Genomic DNA, 22,249 nt, shown 5'->3' with positions numbered 1-22,249 from the left:
GTCCATGCCCCCCGTCCATGCCGCCCCGTCCATGCCGCCCCGGCGGGGCGGTACCCACCCACCACGTCCGCGGCGGTGTCTCGGGCCCGCCACCCGACGCCTCGCTACCCGACGCCCGGCTTCCGCCTGCCTGCCGTTGGTCCGCCCCCGGCTGTTCCCCTCGGCACGTGCCCTCCACCCGGTCGGGAGGGCAGGCTGGGGGTAGACACTTGAGAGAAGGGAGGCTGAGATGCCCACCAAAGCAGTACGGTCCGCGCTGGTTCCCCTGACTCCCGACCTGGCTCGGGAGGTGGTCGCCGCATCCGCCGCGGCGCCGTCCATCCATAACACGCAGCCGTGGCGCTGGCGCCTGGAGGCAGGCCGGCTCGCCCTTCTCGCCGACAGCACCCGCCAGCTCAAGGTCGCCGATCCCGAGGGCCGGCAGATGCTGTTGAGCTGCGGAGCGGCGCTGTTCAACGCCCGGCTGGCGCTGCGGGCCCGCGGCGAGGTCCCCGTGGTGGAGCCGCTACCCGACGGCGTTGACGACTTCCGCTCCGCTCCGCTCGCCACCATCTCGGTGATCGGCCATCAGCCTACCGAGGACGACGAGCGGGCGTTGGCCGATGCCATCCCGCGGCGGCACACCGATCGCCGGCCGTTCGACGACCAGCCGTTGCCGACCGAGGTAATCAGCCGCCTGCGTGCCGCGGCCGAGGCGGAGGGCTGCTGGCTTACCGCGCCGATCGACCCGGAGCTGCGCGTCCAGGTCAGCGTCCTGCTGTCCCGGGCGGACTGGATCGAGGCGCACAACGCGGCCTACCGGGAGGAACTGGCCTCGTGGAGTCGAACGGGGTCCACGTCGGCCGACGGCATCCCGCGCAGCGCAGTCGTCCACACCGACGCCCCGCGCCAGTCCGAGTTTCCGATGCGGGACCTCGACGTGGTCGGCGAGGCGGGGACCGTGCTGGACGAGACGGATGTGGAACGGCCCGGCATCCTGATCATCGGCACCGATGCGGACACGACCGCCGACCGGCTGCGCGCCGGGCAGGCGATGCAACGTGTGCTGCTCACCGCCACCTTGCTCAGTCTCGCCTCGTCGCCGATGTCGCAGGCGATCGACGTCGAGGGCATGCGGGAGCAGTTCCGCGGCACCACCAGCGGTCTCGGGCACGTCCAGATGATCCTGCGGGCCGGCTATCCCGAGCCGGGTGCGCAACCGCTCGGCCCCACTCCCCGCCGGGACGTTGACGAGGTCCTGGAGGTCGTCGGGTCGAATGATCGGGCGTAGCACCATGGCCGGCCATGCGCGGTCAGCCGTTCACGTTCAGCCGTTCACGTTCAGCCGTTCACGTTCAGCCGTTCACGTTCAGCCGTTCACGTCCCTTCCTGACACATTTGGCGAAAGCCGCACAGATACGGGGTTGCGTGGGCCGCCAGCCGCTTTGATCGGGACCAGACCGGGTCGCCGGTGGACCGACCGGCAATCGGAGGTGCCGCGAGGTCCGCGACGGCTCGGCCGTGACTCGGGGGTTCCCGGGGACGCGACGCGGCGTTCCCGGGAGACTCCCCCGCCCGGACCTTGGCCAGCCCCGGTCAGATCCCGACCGTACCCTGGTCGGCCCCCGGCCGACGAGGTGGCAGGACGTGACCGGATGACGGAGGCCACGCGGGCGCCGAATGCCTGTCACTGCGTTGACATCGAGGTGGCGGGGGCTATTGGGGCCCCGACGGCCCGGTGCCCGGTCACTCTCGCCTAAGATTTTCCCAGCGGTTGACCGTAATGGTTGATCGGGAAATTCCATGATGGATCAAGAGTCGGTGCGCGTCCACCGGCGGGCCCGCGACCTGCGCGGCGTTCCCGGGCGAGGCCGCGGTCGGCACGCGGCGGGTGGGGGTACAGGTCGATGATGTCATCGGATGCGGGTGTGGCGGCACGATCCGCCCCCCTTGGCCCGGACGACCCCCACGAGCTCGGCTCGTACACGCTGCTGGGCAAACTCGGTCAGGGTGGAATGGGCATGGTCTATCTGGGCCGCTCCGGGAAGGGCCGGCTCGTCGCCATCAAGGTGATCCGGAACGAGGCCGTCGGAAACCCCGAGTTCCGAGCCCGGTTCCGGCTGGAGGCCGAGACCGCCCGGCGAGTCGCCCGGGTCTGCACCGCCGAGGTGCTCGACGCCGATCCGGACGCCGAGTGGCCCTACCTGGTCACCGAGTTCATCGAGGGCGAGACCCTCGCCCGGTACGTCCAGCGCAACGGCCCGCTCGCCGATGCCAACCTCGAACAACTCGCGGTCGGCGTGGCCGCGGCGCTCACCGCCATCCACAGCGCCGGGATCGTGCACCGCGACCTCAAGCCCGCGAACGTCATCCTCTCACCGTTTGGCCCCCGGGTGATCGACTTCGGTATCGCCCGGGCGGTGGACGCCGGCAGCAACCTCACCGGCGATCTCCAGCAGCTCGGGACGCCGGCGTTCATGTCCCCGGAGCAGATCGAGAGCCGGCCGATCACCTCGGCGGTCGATATCTGGGCATGGGGTGGCCTCGTCGCCTTCGCCGCCACCGGGCACTACCCCTTCGGTGAGGCCTCGGCGCAGGTGCTGCTCTACCGCGCCCTACACGAGGAACCGCAACTCGACGACGTCGACCCGGCGCTGCGCCCGATCGTCTGGCACGCGATGCGCAAGGACCCGAGTACCCGCCCAAGCGCCCAGCAGCTCATGCTGCGCCTGCTCGGCGACCCGTCGGGCACCGGCCCGGACGCCGCCGCCGCCGTCAACCCGCAGGACGTCACGAACGTCCTGCAGGGCTGGAAGCTGCCGGTGCCCGGCCCGGGCGCCCCGGCCACAGGCAGCCCGGCCACAGGCAGCACCGGGCCCCACGGGGCCGGATTCCCCGCGACGGCAGCGGCCCCCGTCAGCAGCGGTTACACCGTCGACCAGGACGCCCCGACCCGGCTACCCGCCAGCGCCGGGGGTCCCGGGGGTCCCGGGGACAGTGGAGCCGATGGCCCCGGCCGGCAGGGCGGCGCGGGCAGGAGCAGGAACCGCACCCCGCTGCTCGTCGGTGGGGGTGTCGTGGTCGTCGGCGCGATCCTCGCGGGAGTATTCGCCCTCAGCGCGGGTGGTGACGGCGGCTCCGGGACCGATGCGGCCAATCCGGCCACCGTCTCCGGGGCTCCGGCCACATCGACCCAATCGGCCCAATCGGCCCAATCGACCCAATCGGCCCAATCGACCCAATCGGCCCAATCGACGGCCTTCACGCTGCCCAGTGCGGCCCAGCCGCTTGGCAAGGACACCCTCGTCTACGCGTCCAACCGCAACGGCAACTACGACCTGTTCACCGGGCAGGTCACGGACAACGGGCCGCTCGCGAACGACAAGCCGATCGTCACCGGTCCGGACCAGGAGATGCTGCCCGCGATCAGCAGCGATCGCAAGACGATCGTCTACTTCAAGAAGGGCAGCCCGAATACGCTGCAGGCGATCGCCGCCGATGGCTCCGGGAAACCTGTACAGCTGTTCACCTCAGGCCCGGCCGCCAAGCTGACGATCGCGGACGACGCCCGGCCCTCACTCTCCCCCGACGGCGGCTTCCTGGTCGTCCGTTCCACCACGGATCAGACCGGAACGCTGAACCCCGGCCTGTATGTGGTGAAACTGGACGGCTCGAGCGTGCGACGGCTCAACGCGAAGCCGCAGGCGACCGACCCCGCCTGGTCGCCGGATGGCGAGCGGATCGCCTACTGGTCGAACAATACCGGTGGCAACCGCGGCTTCATCGTGGTGATCCCGACCCAACCGGATGCCCAGCCGACCCCGATCACGCAGGATCAGGGTAACGGGGACTCGGACCCGGTCTGGTCCCCGGACAGCAGGAAGATCGCTTTCACCCGGGCGAAGAACGGCGATCTGGAGATCTTCGAGATGAACTCGGACGGCACCGACGCCCGGCAGCTCACCCGGGTGCACGGGGACGACCAGGACCCGGCCTACGCGCCGGACGGTCGCATCGCCTTCAGCGGGCAGCGCAATCCCACGAACCCCGATGACCGGCAGCTCTACGTTCTGAATCCGGACGATCTGAACGATGGTGACCGCAAGCTCACCACTACCGGCGGGTTCAACGGCCACGCCCGTTGGAACGCCGGCTGAGCTCCTTGCCTATCCAGCGGGATAAATCAGGCACAAAAGCCTCTGGACAGGCAAGGAAGCCGGTGAGAGGAGTCAGTTATGCACAGATCGCGGACGAGCCCGGCAGGATACTCGAACCGTGATCGACGCTGGGGACGTGACCCAGTCCTACGAGAAGGCCGTCGCACTCGCCCGCAGGCAGGACGGCATGATCACCCGTAGACATGCCCGGCAGCTCGGGATGTCGGACCAAACGATCAGCGTTCGTAGACGCAGGCACGGCTGGACCTCCCCGGTGCGGGGCACGTTGCCCATGCCGCCCGTTCGGGACGAAATCCGGGCCCTGCCCGAGCGGCGCTGTCGATCGTCGCAGGGACGATCTGCGGACGTACTGCGGCCCGACTGCACGGCCTTCCCGCCCTCTCCCGCTGGCGGCCCGACGAACCCGTCGATGTCGCGCTGCCCGGCGAAGGGGGACTTCGTCAGCGTCTGGCGCGATGTCACGACGGGAGCTGCGAGGACGACGGAAGTCGTCCGGATGGCACTTCTCCGATCCCGCGCGGGTGGCTCTGCCGAAGCGTGAATCCCCGCCGTCCGTCCCGGGGAAGCCGGGACGGACGGCGCCCGAGGCTCCCGACTTCCTTGCCTGCCCAGAGGCTTTTGTGCCCGTTTATCCCTCTGGATAGGCAAGGGGCCTAGCGGGGTGCGCCGCTGACCGGTGCGGCGGCGGCGCGTTTGACGGTCTTCGGGTCCATCCGGCGGATCAGGAGGGAGGTGATGATCACGAGAAAGACGCCGACGACGAGACCGGCGACGATGTCGGTGAGGTACGCCGAAGCGCTGTGGTCGAAGAAGGGGTCGTCAACGACCTTCGGGTTCACCGGCTTCTGGTTGTCCGGCCGCAGCACGCCGGCCAGGGTGATGCGGTTCAGGTCACCGACCGAGGCCATCGACGCGAAGCCCCAGCGGGCCGGCGCGATGTAGCTGATCTGCTCCAGACCGGGCGTGCCCTTCACCGGCACGATACCACCGCTGAAGATGAGCTGGGCCATGGTGATCAACACCAGGAGCGGCATGGTCTTGTCCGCGTTGTCGACCATCGCCGAGATCACCAGCCCGAGCATGGCCGACGCAAGCGAGACCACGATCACGGCGATGAGCAGTTCGAGCAGGGCGTTCCCGAGCACGACACCCTTGTCCGGCGTTCGCCCGGCAAGACCGATCAACGTGAACGGGATCGCCTGGGCGACAGTGATCACGATAAGAACGAGGATCTTCGAACCGACATACGCGGTCCGGGACAGACCGATGGCTCTCTCTCTTCGGTAGATCGCCCGTTCCTTGACGATCTCTCTGACCGAGTTCGCCATGCCCATGAAACAGGCGCAGAGAACCATGATCAAAAGAACTGTCGGGGCATCCGAGTTCGGCGAGAACTGTTTGGCCTGTTCGGCCGTGAGATCAAAGTTCCCGCCGATGGCCCTGGGTATCAGCCCGAGCAGGAACGGGAAGGCGATGATGAGCCGCAGGTATGACTTGTCGGATGCGACGACGGCCATTGTTCGTCGGCTCAGCGTCACGAGCTGCGAGATCACCGACTGCTGCCGCAGGGACGGCAGCTCCTCGGGAGCCGGCCGGGCCGACGGAGCGGTGATCGAGGCGGGCACGTAGTAGCGCGAGTTGCGGAACTTGGCGGCCGACTCGGCCCCCGGCGTCGCCTCCAGAGTGAGGAAGACGTCCGGGTAGTCCCGCTTACCGAAGAAGGGCAGCGCGTCCTGCGGCGGACCGAAGTAGGCCACGTAGCCGCCGGGAGCGAGGACGAGGATGTAGTCGCACAGGTCGAGTTGGGCGACGCTGTGGGTGACCACGATGACCGTCCGGCCGTCGTCCGCGAGCTTGCGCAGCGACTCCATGACGTTCTTGTCCATGCCCGGGTCGAGGCCGGAGGTCGGCTCGTCGAGGTAGAGCAGGGTCGGCCGGGTCAGCAGCTCCAAGGCCACCGAGGTCCGCTTGCGCTGGCCGCCGGACAGCCGGGAGACCTGGGTGTTGGCGTGCTGGGTGAGACCCAGCTCGGCGAGCACCTCATCGACCCGGGTGCGCCGCTCCGCCTTCGTGACGTCCGGCGGGAAGCGCAGCTCGGCGCCGAATTCGAGCGCCTTGCGGACGGTGAGCGAGGTGTGCAGCAGGTCCTCCTGCGGCACGTAGCCGATCCGGCGCCGCAGTTCGTCGTACTCGGAGTAGAGGTCCCGGCCGGCGTAGCGCACGGTGCCCTTGTCCGCGGGGCGGAAGCCGGTGAGCGCGTTGAGCAGCGTCGACTTGCCCGCCCCGGACGGCCCGACGACGCCCAGCAGCGCCCGGCCGGGCAGCTTGAACGTCATGTCGTGCATGAGCTGCTTCTGACCGGCCCAGACGTTCAGGGCGTCGGCCTCGAAGCTGACGTCACCGGAGTCGATGTACTCGACGAGTTGGTCGCCCTCAAGCTGGAAGACGTGGTGACCGACGGCGATGACGTCGCCCTGGCCGACGGGCGCCCGGTTGATCCGACGACCGTTGACGAACACGCCGTTTGCGGAGTCGAGGTCGGCGATCTGCAGTCCGGACCGGCCGATGTAGAGCTCGGCGTGCCGGCGGGAGGCGAGCAGGTCGGTAATGACGATGTCATTGTCGCGGGCACGGCCGATCGACATCGTGCCCGGGCGCAGCCGATAGGTGGTTCGCCGCTCGTGCTCCTGCTCGAGGCTGGTGACGCCACTCACCCGTTCGCCCTGGCCCTGGTCGTCGTAGTCGTGCCCACGCTGGGACGGATCGGTCGGCCCCTGATGCGAGGTCCCGCGCCCACCTCGCGAGGAGCCCGTGGGCCGCGGCGGAGAGTAACCGGCGGCATTGGGCAGCATCGTCTGCATGTCGTAACCGGGGTCGTACTCCGGCTCGTCCAGCGGCCTGCGGCCTTCCGGCACCTGGGGATGGATGACGACCTCGGGCCCGGTCGGAGTGCCGAGACGAAGCCTCACCTCACCGTGCACCGGGACGGTCTCGGGCATGCGCTGCCCGTCGATCCAGGTGCCGTTGGAACTGATGTCCCGAACAACCCACCCGCTGCCGGTCTGCTCAAGGAGGAGATGGCGACGGGAGACCCGACTGTCCGCTATGACGTAGTCGGCGGTCCGGGCACGGCCGACGATGAACTGCGCCTCGGCCGGCACGGTGGCCGCACCGGCCTCGGTGACGACTCTCAGGAAGGTCGTCTGCACGTGTTTCCCCCTTCGCGACGGGACGCTGGCCGGGATGTCCCGCCGAACTCCACCTTGTCACTACGTTGTGCGGTGTCACTACGCTGTGCGGTTTTACCAGGTACTGCGGTGCCACCATGGCGTGCCGGGTCACCACGTCGCGCGGCTACTCGGGCCGCCCGATCACGCCGGATGCCCGATCGTAGCGTCGAGGGATGACCTTGATCCACCCCGGGTGACGATTTACCACCAGCTGAACGGCGATCGTTGCCGTCGCGTCGACTTCCGGGCATCTCTCGGGTTCCTGCCGCCTCATGATCGGTCGATTTACCGGTTGCCCTGCTCGAAACCTTCCGGGCCGCGTCACCTTGGGTGATCAGATCGTCTCGGTGACCGTGTCGCGAAAGCTCGGTGACCGTGCCCCGGAAGTGATGACGATGACGCATGCCCCCCGTCCGGCACCCTATGAGAATGACGGCCGACGGTCCCCGACAGTGGCATCTGTCGCCGACCCGACCAGCGACCGCAGGCCTCGGCGGCACCCGGGACGCACGCCACGAAAGCGGACGATCAGCCAACGGACGACCACCGAAAATCGGCTGATGAAACGCCGGGAGGTGCCGCGCGTCGAACGATCGTCGACAGGTCGACGCACTCCGGGAAGGACGTAGTCCGGGAAGAGAGGGGCCACGGGCGGCCTCGACCGTATCCGATCCGGGCCCCGACCGGGGGGAGTGCGGTCGGTACGGCTCGACCACCGCGCGCGAGGCATTCCGGACTGGCACAACTGTGGCGGAAATCATGTCAGGACTCAGGGCCGCCGCTCAGGACTCAGGACGCCGGGAGCACCACGTCCTCGGCAGTCGCGGTGAGTGAGAGACCGGTCGCGTTCGTGGATGCCTCGACGATGCGGAGGTTGAATGGCAGACCGGAGATCGGGATCGGGATGGACGGCAGGAGTTCTCCGGGGACGCTGAATCCGAGGTTCACAGCTCCGGTGAGCTTCACCTCGCTCGGCACCAGGGTGAGCATGTTGTCCCGGACCTCGAACGTCGTGATCCCACCGACCTGCTGGGTACCCAGCACCGGCACGTTGACGGTGCCAGTCACCTCGATCTTCTTTCCTCCGTCGACCGGCTCCACCTGCACCTGCTGCCCGGCGAGGTAGGCGTTGAGGTCGTTGTAGGTCATGCCCACAGTGGCCCGCACGCGATCGACGGGCACCTGCCCGACATTGTCGGTGATGGCATCACCGAGCGGTACGTGTACACCCTTCAGATTGGCCTTCACCGACGAGATCTTCGGACCCGGCGTCGGGATGCCCTCGATCTCTACTCCGATGTTGGTGAACTTTCCGAACAGGACCTGGGTAAGGAACGGGAATCCGCCGATGCTCACGCTCTTGACCGTCGGGACAGGATCACCCGGCTTGATGTTCTCGGCTACGCCGGCCTCGACCTGCTTGCGCATCTGATCCTTGGCTATCACCACGCTGACCCGGTCGCCCACGACGAACAGGACGATCAGGGCGACCAGCGCGATGAGCAGTTTCCGGCGCCGACGACGCGGCTTGGCGGGCACGGCGGGCGTGCCGCCGCTTGGCGCCCCGGCGAATCCATCCGGGCCCTTACCACCCCCGCCGACGGCGCCGGGCAGCCGATCGTGGGATCCGCCGCCCTCGCCTGCGGTGATGTTCCCCATCCCCATGGTCCCGGGCGCCGCGCCCAGGACCGTGGTGCCGTCGTAGCCACCCTGAGCGCCGGAGCCGGCCCACGGCTCATAACCGGCCGGCGGCTCATAACCCGTCGGCCGGTCGCCCCTCCGGGTCGGCGCGACCGGCCGCGCCGGCCGGAACGAGTCCGCAGGCGGCGGTGGTCCCACCGGGGCGCCCGGACGGGCCGGCCTGTTCTGGTTCGCGGGCCGCGTCCCATCACCGTCCGGAGGCATCCCATGGGTGCTGTCCGCAGGCTGCTGCCCGTCACCGTCACGTCCGTCGTTCACCGGTCCATCTCCTGCCATGCTGCGCCGGAGCACGCCGTCGCCCTGTCGATGTCCGCCTGGCTGTTGTCCTGTGCCTGGCCCTGCCGGATCGTCGCATGCTCCGTGCCTTCCACACGGCCGCGGGTCCGATCTATCCGTGCGACATCGGTGTTGGATTCCCGACTTGACCGACCAGACCGGGCAAACCAGATGCCATCGATCGCCGCCCGGAGCATGATCTGCCAGCCGCCACCAGCTCACACCTCCAGCGGGAGCTGCGCCACCGGAGTGGCCCGTCTGTCCGGTGCGAGCCGGAAAACGTCGCCGCGCGGGGCGGCGAACGCCTGCCAGAAGTGGTCCGCGACCACCCCCGGACGTAGCGGGCCCGCGGCGTCCACCCTGCCGTCGAGAACCACCGTGCGCAGCCGGACACCCCGCGCGGCCAGCATCGGCCGTACCGCATCGGCGAGGGCGGCGAGGCCTGCCTTGCCGATCGCCAGCGCGAACCGGCCGGCCACCGGCTCGGTGCGCGATCCGGCCGTGGTCAACAGGATGGTCGCGGCCGGCCGGTCCACGAGGAGGTCTGCCGCCACCTGCACCGCGGTGAGCGCGCCCGTGACGTTCACCGCAAGGGTCTGGTTCATCGTCTCGGCCTTCACCGTGAGGGCGCCGCCGCGGATGCTGAGCTTGGCGTTGTAGACGAGCGCCGTCAGCCCCCCGACGTCGGCCGCCACCCGCTGGATGGCCGTGGTGAGAGCCGGCTGGTCGGTGACGTCGGCGACGGCGCCGTGCACCGCCAGGCCGTCCTCGGCGAGCTCGTCTCTCACCCGGGTCAGCGTGTCGGCAGACCGGGAGACGACCCCCAGGGCGAACCCCTCCCGGCCGAACCGGCGCAACAGGTCGGAACCGAAGCTCGCCCCCGGTCCCACGACGACGAGGCCGCGGGTCGCCGGGGCGAACTCCGGGTCCCCGGCACGGTCCCCGGCACGGTCACGATCACGGTCGACGCCACCGCCCGGCCCGCCGGGGTGACCCGGAGCCGGCTCGCACGGTCCGGTGCTCATGGCTTCATCCTGACGGAGACGCTGTCCGGACATCCCGGGGATCGACGCTCCGCCCGGCCTGATCGGGCCGGGCGGAGCCGGTCGGCCGCTCCGAGCCGCCGCGACCCCGGTCTTCAGGGGTGGGCCCGCTGCTCCCGGGCGGCCTCGACGGCCGCCCGGGCCCGCAGCGGCGCGCAACGGTGGTAGGCCCAGCCCAGGGCCGCACCGACGATGACCACCGGAATCAGCAGGAAGAGCAGGACAACCACACAGGCGGCAATGGTCTCCACACCCTTGGTCTACCCGGGCTCCCCCCGGGTCGACCCGGTGCGCCCGGTAGTGCCCTCAGACGACGAGAACCCCGGGGTTGAGGATGCCGGCCGGGTCCAGCGTCCGTTTGACCGCCCGGAGCACCTCGACGCCGAGATCGCCGATCTCGGCGTCGAGCCAGGGCCGGTGCTCCGTTCCGACCGCGTGGTGGTGGGTGATCGTGCCGCCCGTGGCGACGACCGCGTCCGTGGCCGCGGCCTTGGCCGCCCGCCAGCTCCCGATCGGGTCGTCGCCCTCGCCGCAGACGACGGTGAAGTAGAGCGAAGCCCCCGTGGCGTACAGATGAGAAATGTGGCACATGACGACCGGTGCCAGGCCGGCGGCGGCCAGCGTCGTGGTGAGCGCGTCTCGGACGGCCGCGTACAGCCCGGGCAGCGCCGTCCAGAATCCCGCCGTTTCCAGGGTCTCGGCGAAGATGCCCTGGTCCAGCAGCGCGTCGCGCAGGTAGGGCGCCCGGAACCGACTCTGCTCCCAGTCCTGGCCGGCCGCCGCGCCGAGCCGCCTGGCGCCCCCGGCGAGCAGGACAGCGGCGACCGCCGCGGAACGCTGTTCCACCGCGCGATCGTCGCCTTCGTAGCCGGTCACCAGGTAGCAGCCGACGGCGCCACCCCCGCGCTCGCCGCCCGACCGGGTCGGCCGCGCGAGCCCCGCGACGGTCTCCGTCTCGTCGGACAACCGGCATACCGTCGGCCGCAGGTCGCCGGCGGCGAGTGAGCGCAGCAGCCGGGTGCCGGTCGCGAAGTCGGGCACCGACCAGGCCTCGTAGCCGCGCCGGGCCGGCAGCGGCCGGACCCGGACGACGACCTGGGTGATCACCCCGAAGGCTCCCTCGGAGCCGAGTAGCAGCTCCCGCAGGTCCGGTCCAGCGGCCGACGCCGGGGCGCGGCCGAGCTCCCAGCCACCCACCGGCGTGGCCACCCGCAGGCCGACGACCAGTTCGTCGAACCGGCCGTAGCCCCCGGACGCCTGGCCGCTGGATCTGGTCGCCGCGTAGCCACCGATGGTGGCATACTCCCAGGACTGGGGGACGTGCCCGAGTGTGAGACCGTGCTCGGCCAGCAACGCCTCGGCCCGGGGGCCCCGCAGCCCGGCGCCGAGCTCCGCGGTGCCGGAGTCGGGATCCACCCGGCCGAGCCGGTCCAGCCGGGCGAGGTCGAGGGCGACGACGGCACGGTCGCCACGCTCGGGCGGCGCAAGGCCGCCGACGACCGAGGTACCGCCCCCGAACGGCACGACCACGAGGTGCTCTCTGGTCGCGACCCGCAGCACGCCGAGCACCTCGTCATGATCGGCGGGCCGGACGACCGCGTCGGGCGCGGCGGAGGCGTCCCCGGCCCGCAGGCGCAACAGATCGGTCGTCGAGCGGCCCCGGCAGTGCCGGATGCGCGCGACATCGTCCACCCGGACCTCGCCGTCCCCAACGACCGCCGCGAGCGCGGCCCGGGCCGGATCCGGCAGCCGCGACGCGGGCAGGCGTACCTCGGCGAGCGGGACGGGCGGGCGAGGACAGGCGGGAATGCCGAGCCGAGCCAGCAGAAGGCGGGTGGAATCGGGCAGTGGGTCATGCGCCTCGGCGGGGCCCCAGCCCCACCAGACAGATTCGGTCAGGAGGATCTCACGGGCTTTCTCGTGGGCCTCGTCGGTGCTCGTCATCGGCGTGCGTACCGCCTGTCCGCTCCGGTGGTGCCTCGGTAGAATCTCCCACGAGACAGTGGGACAGCCAACGTCACATTGTCACAAGGTCTCGTCCTACGATGACACATCCCGCGCGGCGGCGCCGCTCCCCGCGCCCGTGGCGACGGGCCGGAGGAAGGGCTGCCGGATGGCTCTCGCAGGCGAGGAGGCCGTCCTCGACGCGGCCAAGGCATCCCTGCTGGCGGTCGGGGTCCGGCGGACCACCATGACCGAGGTAGCGCGCCGCGCCGGAGTGAGCCGGATGACCCTCTATCGACGCTGGCCGGACCTGCGCTCACTGGTCGGTGATGTGATGACGCGCGAGTGGACCCAGGTTGTGACGGCCGCGTCGGCCATGGCCCAGGCCGGGCCGGACGGCGGGCCTCCGGACGGCGGGCTGGCCGACGATCTCGTCGAGCACATCATCGCGACGGTGGAGGCGTTCCGCACCAACCCGCTCTATCTGCGGATCATCGACACGGATCCCGAGCTGCTGATCCCGTACCTGATCGAGCGACGTGGCGCCACCCAACAGATGATCCTGGACCTGCTGACGAGCCAGTTCCGCACCGCCGCGGCGAACGGCGCCGTGCGGCCCGCGGACCCGTCGGCGCTGGCCTTCACGGTCCTGCTCGTCGTGCAGTCCTTCGTCCTGTCCGCCGAGGCCCTCGGCTGCGGTGTCCCCGCTGCGACCCGGACCGCCGAACTGCGCCGGCTCCTGCGCGGCTACCTCGCGCCGGAGCCGGTCAAGGAGAGCACTGGGGGATCACCATGACGGTTCCGGCGCTCCCGCCGACCACGGCGACCTCGTTGAACGCCGGACGGCGGGAACGGGAACTGGCCGCCGTCGCGGCTGGCGGCCCGGTGGACCTGCTGGTGATCGGCGGTGGGGTCACCGGGGCTGGGGTGGCCCTGGACGCCGCCTCCCGCGGCCTGTCCGTCGTCCTCGCCGAGGCGCACGACCTCGCCTTCGGCACGAGCCGATGGAGTTCCAAACTCGTTCACGGCGGGCTGCGTTACCTGGCCACCGGAGATGTGGCGCTGGCGCGGGAGAGCGCCATCGAGCGCGACATCCTGATGCGGCACACCGCGCCCCATCTCGTGCGGGCGCTGCCCATACTCACCCCGCTGACCCCGGGAGTACCGCGGTCGAACGCCGCGCTGGTCCAGGCCGGGGTGTGGCTCGGCGACCTGCTGCGCCGCGGCGCGGGCACGCCCCGCGCGGTCCTGCCCGGCCCACGCCGGCTGACCGCCGTGGAGACGCTCGGGGTGGCTCCCGCGCTCCGGGAAGCCGGACTGCGCGGCGGGGTGCTGCACTGGGACGGCCAGCTCGTCGACGACGCCCGTCTCGTAGTCGCGCTGGCCCGGACCGCAGCCGGATTCGGCGCCCGGATCCTGACCCGGCTGCGGGTGACCGGCCTCGACGGCGGTGGCCTCGACGGCGGACCCCGCGGCCCGAGCCGGCACGGTTGTCGTGGGATCGAGGCGACCGCGGTGGACACCCTCACCGGTACCCGGATCACCCTGCGTGCGCGGACGGTGGTCAATGCCACCGGTGTGTGGGCGCCGGCCCTGGCTCCGGGGATCCGGCTGCGGCCGAGCCGCGGCACCCACCTCGTGCTGCGCTCCACCGTCCTGGCCGGGACCCGCGCGGCGCTGTCCCTGCCGATGCCGGGTGAACGGAACCGGTTCGCGCTGATGCTGCCCCAGGACGACGGCCGCGTCTACGTCGGGTTGACCGACGTGCCGGTCGAGGAGGTCGTCGACGTCCCGGTGCCCGACGAGGACGAGATCGCGCAGCTGCTGGGCATCGTCTCGAACGTGCTGGCCACCCCCATCGACCCGGCGGACCGGCTGGGCGCCTTCGCGGGCCTGCGCCCACTGCTCGACACCGCCACCGACCACACCGCCACCGACCACACCGTCGTTCCCCACAGCGCCGCCACCCGTACCAGCGCCGCCACCCGTACCAGCGCCGCCCGCACCGCCGATCTCTCCCGACGGCACCTGGTGCGGACCGACCCGGGCGGCCTGGTCACGGTGGTCGGCGGCAAACTGACGACCTATCGACGGATGGCCGCCGACGCGGTGGACGCCGCCGTCGCGGTGGGCGACCTCGACGCCGGCCCCTGCCGTACCCGGCGGCTCGGCCTGGTCGGTGCGGCACCTCGATCGGTCCTCGCCACGGTGGCCGCGCCGCGCCGTCTGGTCGAGCGGTACGGGACGGAGGCACCGAGGGTGCTGGCCCTGGCCGACGGCGACCCCGACCTGCTGGCACCCGTCGCCGAGGGGACGCCGGTCACCGGCGCGGAGCTGCTGTTCGCGGTGCGGGACGAAGGCGCGCTCGACCCGGCGGACCTGCTGGATCGCCGGACGCGCATCGGGCTGGCTCCCGCCGACCGCCGGGCGGCCCTGGGCCCGGCCCGGCAGCTGTTCGACCATACGCTGACGCGCTGAGGACCAGCACCGCCGAGGAACCAGCACCGCTGCGAGTGCTGCGGGACCGGGTGCGGTCAGGGCAATGCGTCGACGGTCAGCACCGCGATGCGCTCCAGATGCGCAGGGGTGTCACCAAAAGCAGGAATCTGGCGTTTGGCCCGCTTGTAAAAGAAGTGCGCGTCATGCTCCCAGGTGTAGCCGATCCCCCCGTGGTACTGGATCATCGCCGCGGTGGCCTCCCCGGCGGCCTGGTTGGCCTTGCTCTTCGCCACCGCGAGCGCCAGCTCCGCGTCGGGCAGGGCAGTGTCGAGCGCGTGCGCCGCGTACAGCACCGCATGCTCGGCCATCGTGACAGCGACATGCAGATCGGCGAGATGGTGCGCGAGCGCCTGGAACGAACCGACCGGCCGGCCGAACTGCACCCGATCGATGTCGTGGGCGACGGTCCGGGTCAGCGCGGCTCGCGCGACACCGACGAGGTCCGCGGCCGTGAGCAGTGCGCCACGACGGACCAGGTCCGCGGCGACCGCGGGGTCGGAGGCCGGCAGCCGGGTCGCGGGCGCGTCGGCCAGAGACAGCGAGGCCAGCCGGGTGGTGCCGTCGAAGCCGCGCTGGGTGGTGACCGTCACCCCCGGGCCACGCGGATCGAGCAGATAGAGCCCGACCCCGGCGGGGTCGACGGCAGCGACCACCACGAGCCCGGCGACCTCGAGATACTCGACGCCGGACGCGACACCGCCCAGCCGACCGCCCGCGGTCGCGCGGACCGCGATGCCGGTACGGTCGTATCCCCCGCCCGGGCCCCGCAGCGCCACGGTGGCCACCAGGTCCCCGGCGGCGAGGGGGGCGAGCACCGCCGCCGCCTGGTCCGCCGAGCCGGCGAGCCGCACCGCCTCGCCCGCGAGCACGGTCGGCAGCCAGGGCCCCGGGATCACCCCCGCTCCGAACGCCCGCGCGATGATCTGTGCGTCGAGCAACCCGAGCCCGAGACCGTCGAACCGCGCGGGCACGCACACCGCGAGCCAGCCCTGTTCGCCGATCGCCTTCCACAGCTCGGGGGGGTGCCCGTCACCGTCGGGATCGGTGAAGACCGCGCGGACGGCGGTCAGATCGAAGCGGTCGGCCAGGAAGTCCCGGACGGTGGCGGCGAGCGCGCGCTGCTCGTCGGTGAGGGCGAAGAACACGGGCTCGGACCTCCGGAGGCGGGGCGAGGCGGGATCAGCGGGATGAACAGGAGCGGGCACGGGCACGGGCCCGAATCGCGACCATGATCATGATCTGCGTGGCAGGCCGAGGACCCGCTCCGCGACGATCGTGCGCTGTACCTGCGAGGATCCACCCCAGATGGTGACGGAGCGGGTCCAGAAGCTCTCCTGCCGCAGCGTCGTCAGATCGAGGTCCGCGGTGGGGTGGGTGAGCGCCACATCGGCGCCGAGCAGCGCATCAAAGGTCTCGAACAGGTCCTGGTACGTCTCCGACCACTGCAGTTTGGTGATCGACGACTCGGCCCCCAGGTCATGGCCCTGCTCTACCTGGGTGAGGACGTGCATCGAGTGGTAGCGCAGGCATTCGAGCTCGACCATGCGCCGGCCCAGCTCCTGGCGCAGCACCGGGTCGGTGTCGCGCCCGAGCGCCCGGGCGACCCGGACGATCTCGTCGTAGCTGCGCCGGAAGCCGGTGTACTGACTGATCCCGGACGCGCCGCGCTCGAACGACAGCAGAAGCATCGCCGTCGCCCAGCCGTTGCCGATCCCGCCCAGGCACTCCGACGCCGCCACCCGCACGTCGGTGAGGAAGACCTCGCCGAACTCGCTGACGCCGCTCATCTGCCGGATCGGCCGGACCTCCACCCCGGGAGCGTGCATGTCGATGAGCAGCAGCGAGATGCCGTGATGGCGCCGGCTGCCGGGCTCGGTCCGGACCAGGGTGAAGATCTTGTCGCCGCGGTTCGCGAACGTCGTCCAGACCTTCTGCCCGTTGACCACGTACTCGTCCCCGTCGAGCACCCCGGACGTACGCAGCGCCGCGAGGTCGGAGCCCGCGCCGGGTTCCGAGAAGCCCTGGCACCAGATCACCTCGTTGCGCAGCATCGGCCCGAGGATGTCGCGCTTCTGCTCGGGCGTCCCGACCGTCATCACCGTCGGCGCGAGGAAGGCCAGGCCCAGCGTGTTGACCGAGCGCGGCGCCCGGGCGAGCTGCGTCTCCTGGTCGTAGATGGCCCGCATCCCCGGGGTACCGCCCCGGCCGCCGTACTCCACCGGCCAGTCGATCCCGGCGAAGCCCGCGAGCGCCTTGCGCCGTTCCCAGTCCCGCCGCAGGTCGAAGCCCTCGGCCTCCCCCACACCGGCCCAGAACCCGGGCTCCGTCCAGGCGGCGGGGATGTTCTCGGCGAGCCAGGCCCGCAACTCGGCACGGAACCGTTCCTCGGCCGGCGGGTGGGTCAGGTCCATGCGTTGACCTCCATCTGGTGTTGACCTCCGTCTGGTCGCCCATCTGGTCGCCTTACGCGGGATCCCGGGACGGTCGCACTCGCATCCCACCACGCCCCGGCCGGACGTTCACAGACGTTCATGGACGTTCAGCGATCCCGCGCCCGGGCGCCGGACACCGGACACCGACAGCCGGCACGATGGGTGGCGAGCCGCCGGAGCGTCCCGGGCGATCACGGCGACGGGACGCGAGGACGTTCGCAGGAGAGGAAGCAACTGGCGATGACGCCGACCAGACACGGAACCCCGACCGCCCGGCTCGACCAGGTCGGCCGCGCCGAGGCACTGCGCCGGATGGGAGCGGATCCGGTGGATGTGGCCGTGATCGGCGGCGGGGTCACCGGTACGGGGGTGGCGCTGGACGCGGTGACCCGGGGCCTGTCCGTCGCCCTGGTCGAGGCGCGCGACCTCGCCGCCGGCACGTCCAGCCGGTCGAGCAAGCTCATCCACGGCGGGCTGCGGTATCTCGAGCAGCTCAACGCCCCGCTGGTCCGGGAGGCGCTGCGGGAGCGGTCCCTCATGCTGGACACGCTCGCGCCCCATCTGGTCCGGGCCATCCCGTTCCTGCTGCCGTTGACCCGCCACGGTTGGGAACGTGCCTACATCGGCAGTGGCGTGCTGCTCTACGACACCCTCGGGCAGGGGCTGGCCCGCGTCGGGCCGGGCGGCGACGCCACCATGCCCCATCACCGGCACCTGACCCGCAAGGCTGCGCTGCGGGAGTTCCCGTCGCTGCGCCCGGACGCCCTCGTCGGCGCGATCCAGTACTGGGACGGCCAGGTCGACGATGCACGGCACACCGTGTTCGTCGCGCGGACCGCTGCTCGCTACGGGGCGCTCATCGCGACCAGCGCGCGGGTCACCGGCTTCCTGCGGGAGGGCGACCGGGTCGCCGGCGTGCGGGTGCGTGACCTCGAGTCGGGCGCCGAGATCGAGCTGCGGGCCCGCCAGACGATCAACGCCGCCGGGGTGTGGACCGACGAGATCCAGGCGATGGTAGGCGGGCGTGGCCAGCTGTCGGTCCGGGCCTCCAAGGGAGTGCACATCGTCGTGCCCCGCGACCGCATCCATGGCGTCACCGGCCTGATCCTGCGCACCGAGAAGAGCGTGCTGTTCGTCATCCCGTGGGGCAGCCACTGGATCATCGGCACCACCGACACCGACTGGAGCCTCGACCTCGCCCATCCGGCGGCCAGCAGCGCCGACATCGACTACCTGCTCGGCACGGTCAACCGGGTGCTGCGCACGCCGCTCACGGCGGCGGACATCACCGGGGTGTACGCCGGGCTGCGCCCGCTGCTCGCCGGGGAGTCCGAGGACACCTCGCGGCTGTCCCGCGAGCATGCCGTGGTCAGCCCCCTCTCCGGGCTGACGATGGTCGCCGGCGGGAAGTACACGACCTACCGGGTGATGGCCGCCGACGCCGTCGACGCGGCCGTGCACGGCATGAACCGGGCGGTGCCGCCGTCGTGCACCGAGAAGATCCCGTTGCTCGGCGCGGACGGGTTCCCCGCGCTGTGGAACGCCCGGGAGACCCTCGCCCGCCGCGCGGGGCTGCACGTCGGCTGGATCGAGCACCTCCTGCACCGCTACGGCACCCTCACCGAGGAGCTTCTGGACCTCATCGAGACGCGGCCGGATCTCGCCCAGCCGCTGCGCGGGGCATCGACCTACCTGGCCGCGGAGGCGGTTTACGCGGCCTCCCACGAGGGGGCGCTGCACCTGGAGGACGTGCTCACCCGGCGGACCCGCGTCTCGATCGAGACCATCGACCGGGGGGTGGAGGCCGCCGAGCACGTGGCCGATCTCATCGCCCCCGTGCTCGGCTGGGACCAGGCGACCCGCGCCCGCGAGGTCGCGCACTACCTCGCCCGGGTGGAGGCCGAACGTGCCTCGCAGCGGCAAGCCGACGACGCGACCGCCGACGCGGCCCGGCTCGGCGCGCCCGACGTGCGCCGGCTGGGCCGGACGAACCACCGCGCCCCGGCTGCGACCGGCGGACCACCCTGAAGGCTCGGCCAACCCGATCCGCGGCCCCGCCCAGGCGGTTCGGTGCCGCGGTCCGCGCAACGACGTCCACGCAACGACGTCCACGCAACGACGTCATCCGTATACCTCCAACAGTCGCAGCCAGACCTCGCTGACTGTCGGGAACGACGGGACCGCGTGCCACAGCCGCTCCAACGGCACCTCTCCGACGATCGCGATCGTGGCCGCGTGCACCATCTCCTGGGTGTCCGGACCGGTGAAGGTCGCTCCCACGAGCACCCGGCGGGCCTCGTCCACGACGATCTTCGACGTGCCCGTGATCTCCTCCCCCCGCACCGACGCGCCGGCCACCGATCCGGTCGGCACGCTCACGGCCCGCACGGCGATCCCGGCCTCCCGCGCGGCCCGCTCGGTCAGTCCGACCGCGCTGACCTGCGGATCGGTGAAGGTCACCCGCGGGACGGCCGCCGGGTCGGCCAGGCCGCGCACGGGAGCGCCGGCGAGGTCCCGGCGGCCAGTGATGACGTCGGCCGCCAGCCGGGCCTGGTACTTGCCCATGTGGGTGAGCAGCGCGCGGCCGCAGACGTCGCCGACCGCGTAGAGCCAGTCCCCCGCCACGCCGACCGCGCGGAGCCGGTCGTCGACCTCGATGAACCGCCCGGGTTGCAGGCCCACTGTCTCCAGGCCCAGATCGCCGGTCGCCGGGGTGCGCCCGACGGCGACCAGAATCTCGTCGGCGACCACGGCATCGCGGCGCGGCCGCCGCTCACCCGACTCACCCGACTCACCCGACTCAGCCGACTCAGCCGACTCAGCCGACTCAGCCGACTCCACCGTGACGGTCACCGGCCCGGCCGGGCCGTCCGGTCCCGTCCGGGCCCGGCGGACCTCGACCGCCCGGCTTCCGAGCCGCACCGTGATGCCGGCCGCCTCGAAGGCGGCCCGCAACTGCTCGCCGACGAACTCCTCCTCCCGGACGAGCAGCCGGGGTGACCCCTCGATCAAGGTCACCTCCGCGCTACCGAGCCGGCGGAAGGCCTGGGCCAGTTCCACCCCCACGGCGCCGCCGCCAAGCACCACGAGGCGGTGCGGGACCTTCCGCGCGCCGGTCGCGGTCCGGTTGTCCCACGGTTCGGCGTCGGCGAGGCCGGGGATCGGTGGAACAGTGGCCCGCGTCCCGGTGGCCACGACCACGGCTCGGGACGCGGTCAGCACCCGGCGGGTGCCGTCCAGCAGCGTCACCGCGACCCGGCCGGCGGGCCCCGCCAGGCGCCCGGTCCCGCGCACCAACTCGACGCCCTTGTCGACCAGCCAGGGCACCTGGGAGGAATCGGAGTAGTCGCCCACCATCCAGTCTCGCCGGGCGAACGCCGCGGCGACGTCGACGGGTCCGGTGACCGCCGACGCCGCGCCGGGAACGCGGCGGGCCGCCGCCAGCACCTCCCCCGGCCGCAAGAGGGTCTTGCTCGGGATACAGCCCCAGTAGCTGCACTCCCCGCCGACGAGCTCGCGTTCGACGACGATGACGGACAGACCAGCGTCGGCACAGCGGCCGGCGACGTTCTCGCCCGCGGGCCCGGCGCCGAGCACGATCACGTCCACGTCGGCATCCATGGCCGCCTCCCCTGCCCTACCCGGCTCGCTCACAAGCCCTCCGTCGCTACTCGTCACAATCTGCCGCTCGATCCACGCCAACCGAAGATCATCGGGAACTTTCGGGGTCCCGGTCCGGACGGTCCGTGGCCGGGCCGGCGCGGGCGCCGGCCCGGAGACGAGAAGCACGTGCACCACGGACGGGGAAGCACGGATGCAGCACGGAGAATGGCGTCAGGAGCGCCGGGCCGGGCCCGTCCCGGCGACACGCCGGAGCGGGCCATCGAGACGAACCAGCGGAGAGATGAAGATGCAGCTCGGGATGATCGGACTCGGCCGGATGGGTGCCAACCTGGTGCGCCGGCTGATCCGCGGTGGTCACGAATGCGTGGTCTACGACGTCAACCCCGAGGCCGTCAAGGCCCTGGCTGCGGAGGGCGCCACGGAGACGCGGAGCCTCGCCGAGTTCGCCGCGGCCCTGCGTCCACCCCGGGCTGCCTGGATCATGGTGCCCGCCGGGCTGACCGGTGAGACCGTCTCGGCCCTGGCCGAGCACTTCGCGCCGGACGACGTGATCATCGACGGCGGCAACTCCTACTACCGGGATGACATCCTGCGTGCCGCGTCGCTCGTCGAGCGGGGCATCCACTACGTCGACGTCGGCACCTCCGGGGGGGTGTTCGGACTGGAACGCGGCTTCTGTCTGATGATCGGCGGCGAACCGGGGGTCGTGGCCCGCCTGGAGCCGCTGTTCGAGACGATCGCACCCGGCGTCGGCACCATCCCGCGGACCCCGGGCCGGACCGGCGAGATCACCCAGGCCGAGAAGGGATACCTGTACTGCGGCCCGAACGGCGCCGGTCACTTCGTCAAGATGGTGCACAACGGCATCGAGTACGGCATGATGGCCGCCTTCGCCGAGGGGTTCGCGGTGCTCGACAAGGCGAACATCGGCACGACGTCCGCCGAGCACAACGCCGAGACCGCCCCGCTGGGCAACCCGGAGTACTACCAGTACGACCTCGACACCACCGCGATCGCCGAGGTGTGGCGGCGGGGCAGCGTGGTCAGTTCCTGGCTGCTCGACCTCACCGCCGCCGCGCTGCAGGAGGATCCCGGACTCACCGAGTTCAGCGGCCGGGTGTCCGACTCCGGGGAAGGACGTTGGACGGTGCTGGCCGCCGTGGAGGAGGGCGTTCCCGCCCATGTGCTGACGGCGTCCCTCTACGAGCGGTTCAGTTCGCGCGGGGAGGGCCTGTTCGCCGACAAGCTGTTGTCGGCGATGCGCAAGCAGTTCGGTGGGCACGCGGAACAGCACGCGGAGAAGCCGGCCGGCTGAGCCTCGTCGGCTTCCTTGCCTATCCAGA

The 22,249-nt window shown here is 71.4% G+C and carries 14 protein-coding genes; 6 read left to right on the top strand and 8 right to left on the bottom strand.

Annotated elements, in window-relative coordinates; genetic code table 11:
- The first annotated feature begins 229 nt into the window (after positions 1-229).
- Positions 230-1,270, top strand: coding sequence for an Acg family FMN-binding oxidoreductase (locus AC08OO_RS07555; protein ID WP_476610315.1), 1,041 nt, complete (start codon positions 230-232; stop codon positions 1,268-1,270).
- 616 nt (positions 1,271-1,886) lie between these two features.
- The gene (locus AC08OO_RS07550) at positions 1,887-4,136 is read left to right on the top strand and encodes a protein kinase domain-containing protein (protein WP_476610316.1); all 2,250 of its coding nucleotides are present in this window, start codon (positions 1,887-1,889) and stop codon (positions 4,134-4,136) included.
- Between the two features lie 674 nt (positions 4,137-4,810).
- Here AC08OO_RS07550 and AC08OO_RS07545 read toward each other — a convergent pair.
- The 5 genes from AC08OO_RS07545 to AC08OO_RS07525 all read right to left on the bottom strand — a co-directional run bounded on the left by AC08OO_RS07545 (position 4,811) and on the right by AC08OO_RS07525 (position 12,351).
- Positions 4,811-7,366, bottom strand: coding sequence for an FHA domain-containing protein (locus AC08OO_RS07545; protein WP_476610317.1), 2,556 nt, complete (start codon positions 7,364-7,366; stop codon positions 4,811-4,813).
- 810 nt (positions 7,367-8,176) lie between these two features.
- Positions 8,177-9,346, bottom strand: coding sequence for an LmeA family phospholipid-binding protein (locus tag AC08OO_RS07540; RefSeq protein ID WP_476610318.1), 1,170 nt, complete (start codon positions 9,344-9,346; stop codon positions 8,177-8,179).
- A 236-nt stretch (positions 9,347-9,582) separates the two neighbouring features.
- On the bottom strand, positions 9,583-10,389 hold the full coding sequence (locus tag AC08OO_RS07535) for an SDR family NAD(P)-dependent oxidoreductase (RefSeq protein ID WP_476610319.1): 807 nt from the start codon (positions 10,387-10,389) through the stop codon (positions 9,583-9,585).
- 113 nt (positions 10,390-10,502) lie between these two features.
- On the bottom strand, positions 10,503-10,658 hold the full coding sequence (locus tag AC08OO_RS07530) for a hypothetical protein (protein WP_476606958.1): 156 nt from the start codon (positions 10,656-10,658) through the stop codon (positions 10,503-10,505).
- A 55-nt stretch (positions 10,659-10,713) separates the two neighbouring features.
- A complete protein-coding gene (locus AC08OO_RS07525) occupies positions 10,714-12,351 on the bottom strand; it encodes an FAD-binding oxidoreductase (RefSeq protein WP_476610320.1) in 1,638 nt (545 codons plus the stop codon).
- Positions 12,352-12,520: 169 nt separating this feature from the next.
- Between AC08OO_RS07525 and AC08OO_RS07520 the strand changes: the two genes are divergently transcribed.
- Together AC08OO_RS07520 and AC08OO_RS07515 are read left to right on the top strand one after the other, a co-directional pair.
- Positions 12,521-13,147, top strand: coding sequence for a TetR/AcrR family transcriptional regulator (locus AC08OO_RS07520; protein WP_476610321.1), 627 nt, complete (start codon positions 12,521-12,523; stop codon positions 13,145-13,147).
- The gene (locus AC08OO_RS07515; RefSeq protein WP_476610322.1) at positions 13,144-14,829 is read left to right on the top strand and encodes a glycerol-3-phosphate dehydrogenase/oxidase; all 1,686 of its coding nucleotides are present in this window, start codon (positions 13,144-13,146) and stop codon (positions 14,827-14,829) included. The genes AC08OO_RS07520 and AC08OO_RS07515 overlap by 4 nt, the downstream gene beginning before the upstream one ends.
- Positions 14,830-14,885: 56 nt before the next feature.
- Here AC08OO_RS07515 and AC08OO_RS07510 read toward each other — a convergent pair whose 3' ends face one another.
- Both AC08OO_RS07510 and AC08OO_RS07505 read right to left on the bottom strand, forming a co-directional pair.
- Positions 14,886-15,995: an acyl-CoA dehydrogenase family protein gene (locus tag AC08OO_RS07510; RefSeq protein WP_476610323.1), complete on the bottom strand. Its 1,110-nt coding sequence runs from the start codon at positions 15,993-15,995 to the stop codon at positions 14,886-14,888.
- A gap of 87 nt (positions 15,996-16,082) precedes the next feature.
- Positions 16,083-17,261, bottom strand: a complete 1,179-nt coding sequence (locus tag AC08OO_RS07505) for an acyl-CoA dehydrogenase family protein (protein ID WP_476610324.1) — start codon at positions 17,259-17,261, stop codon at positions 16,083-16,085.
- A gap of 261 nt (positions 17,262-17,522) precedes the next feature.
- Between AC08OO_RS07505 and AC08OO_RS07500 the strand changes: the two genes are divergently transcribed.
- Positions 17,523-19,310, top strand: a complete 1,788-nt coding sequence (locus AC08OO_RS07500; RefSeq protein WP_476610325.1) for a glycerol-3-phosphate dehydrogenase/oxidase — start codon at positions 17,523-17,525, stop codon at positions 19,308-19,310.
- Positions 19,311-19,403: 93 nt separating this feature from the next.
- Here the strand turns inward: AC08OO_RS07500 and AC08OO_RS07495 are convergent, their stop codons facing one another.
- A complete protein-coding gene (locus tag AC08OO_RS07495) occupies positions 19,404-20,903 on the bottom strand; it encodes a dihydrolipoyl dehydrogenase family protein (RefSeq protein ID WP_476610326.1) in 1,500 nt (499 codons plus the stop codon).
- A 289-nt stretch (positions 20,904-21,192) separates the two neighbouring features.
- On the opposite strand from AC08OO_RS07495, the gene gnd reads away from it, so the two are divergent.
- Positions 21,193-22,221 (top strand): phosphogluconate dehydrogenase (NAD(+)-dependent, decarboxylating), encoded by a 1,029-nt coding sequence (gene gnd, locus AC08OO_RS07490; protein ID WP_476610328.1) that lies wholly within the window; start codon positions 21,193-21,195, stop codon positions 22,219-22,221.
- The last annotated feature ends 28 nt before the right edge of the window (positions 22,222-22,249 follow it).

This window comes from Frankia sp. CeCAU1 (assembly GCF_977971845.1).
This window is presented reverse-complemented; position numbering and strand designations above follow the sequence as displayed.

Bases quoted from the DNA above. Each gene is read 5' to 3' on its own strand.
- AC08OO_RS07515 (WP_476610322.1), top strand. From the start codon at position 13,144: ATGACGGTTCCGGCGCTCCCGCCGACCACGGCGACCTCGTTGAACGCC.
- AC08OO_RS07535 (WP_476610319.1), bottom strand. From the start codon at position 10,389: ATGAGCACCGGACCGTGCGAGCCGGCTCCGGGTCACCCCGGCGGGCCG.
- AC08OO_RS07505 (WP_476610324.1), bottom strand. From the start codon at position 17,261: ATGGACCTGACCCACCCGCCGGCCGAGGAACGGTTCCGTGCCGAGTTG.
- AC08OO_RS07495 (WP_476610326.1), bottom strand. From the start codon at position 20,903: ATGGATGCCGACGTGGACGTGATCGTGCTCGGCGCCGGGCCCGCGGGC.
- AC08OO_RS07500 (WP_476610325.1), top strand. From the start codon at position 17,523: ATGACGCCGACCAGACACGGAACCCCGACCGCCCGGCTCGACCAGGTC.
- gnd (WP_476610328.1), top strand. From the start codon at position 21,193: ATGCAGCTCGGGATGATCGGACTCGGCCGGATGGGTGCCAACCTGGTG.
- AC08OO_RS07550 (WP_476610316.1), top strand. From the start codon at position 1,887: ATGATGTCATCGGATGCGGGTGTGGCGGCACGATCCGCCCCCCTTGGC.
- AC08OO_RS07525 (WP_476610320.1), bottom strand. From the start codon at position 12,351: ATGACGAGCACCGACGAGGCCCACGAGAAAGCCCGTGAGATCCTCCTG.
- AC08OO_RS07520 (WP_476610321.1), top strand. From the start codon at position 12,521: ATGGCTCTCGCAGGCGAGGAGGCCGTCCTCGACGCGGCCAAGGCATCC.
- AC08OO_RS07555 (WP_476610315.1), top strand. From the start codon at position 230: ATGCCCACCAAAGCAGTACGGTCCGCGCTGGTTCCCCTGACTCCCGAC.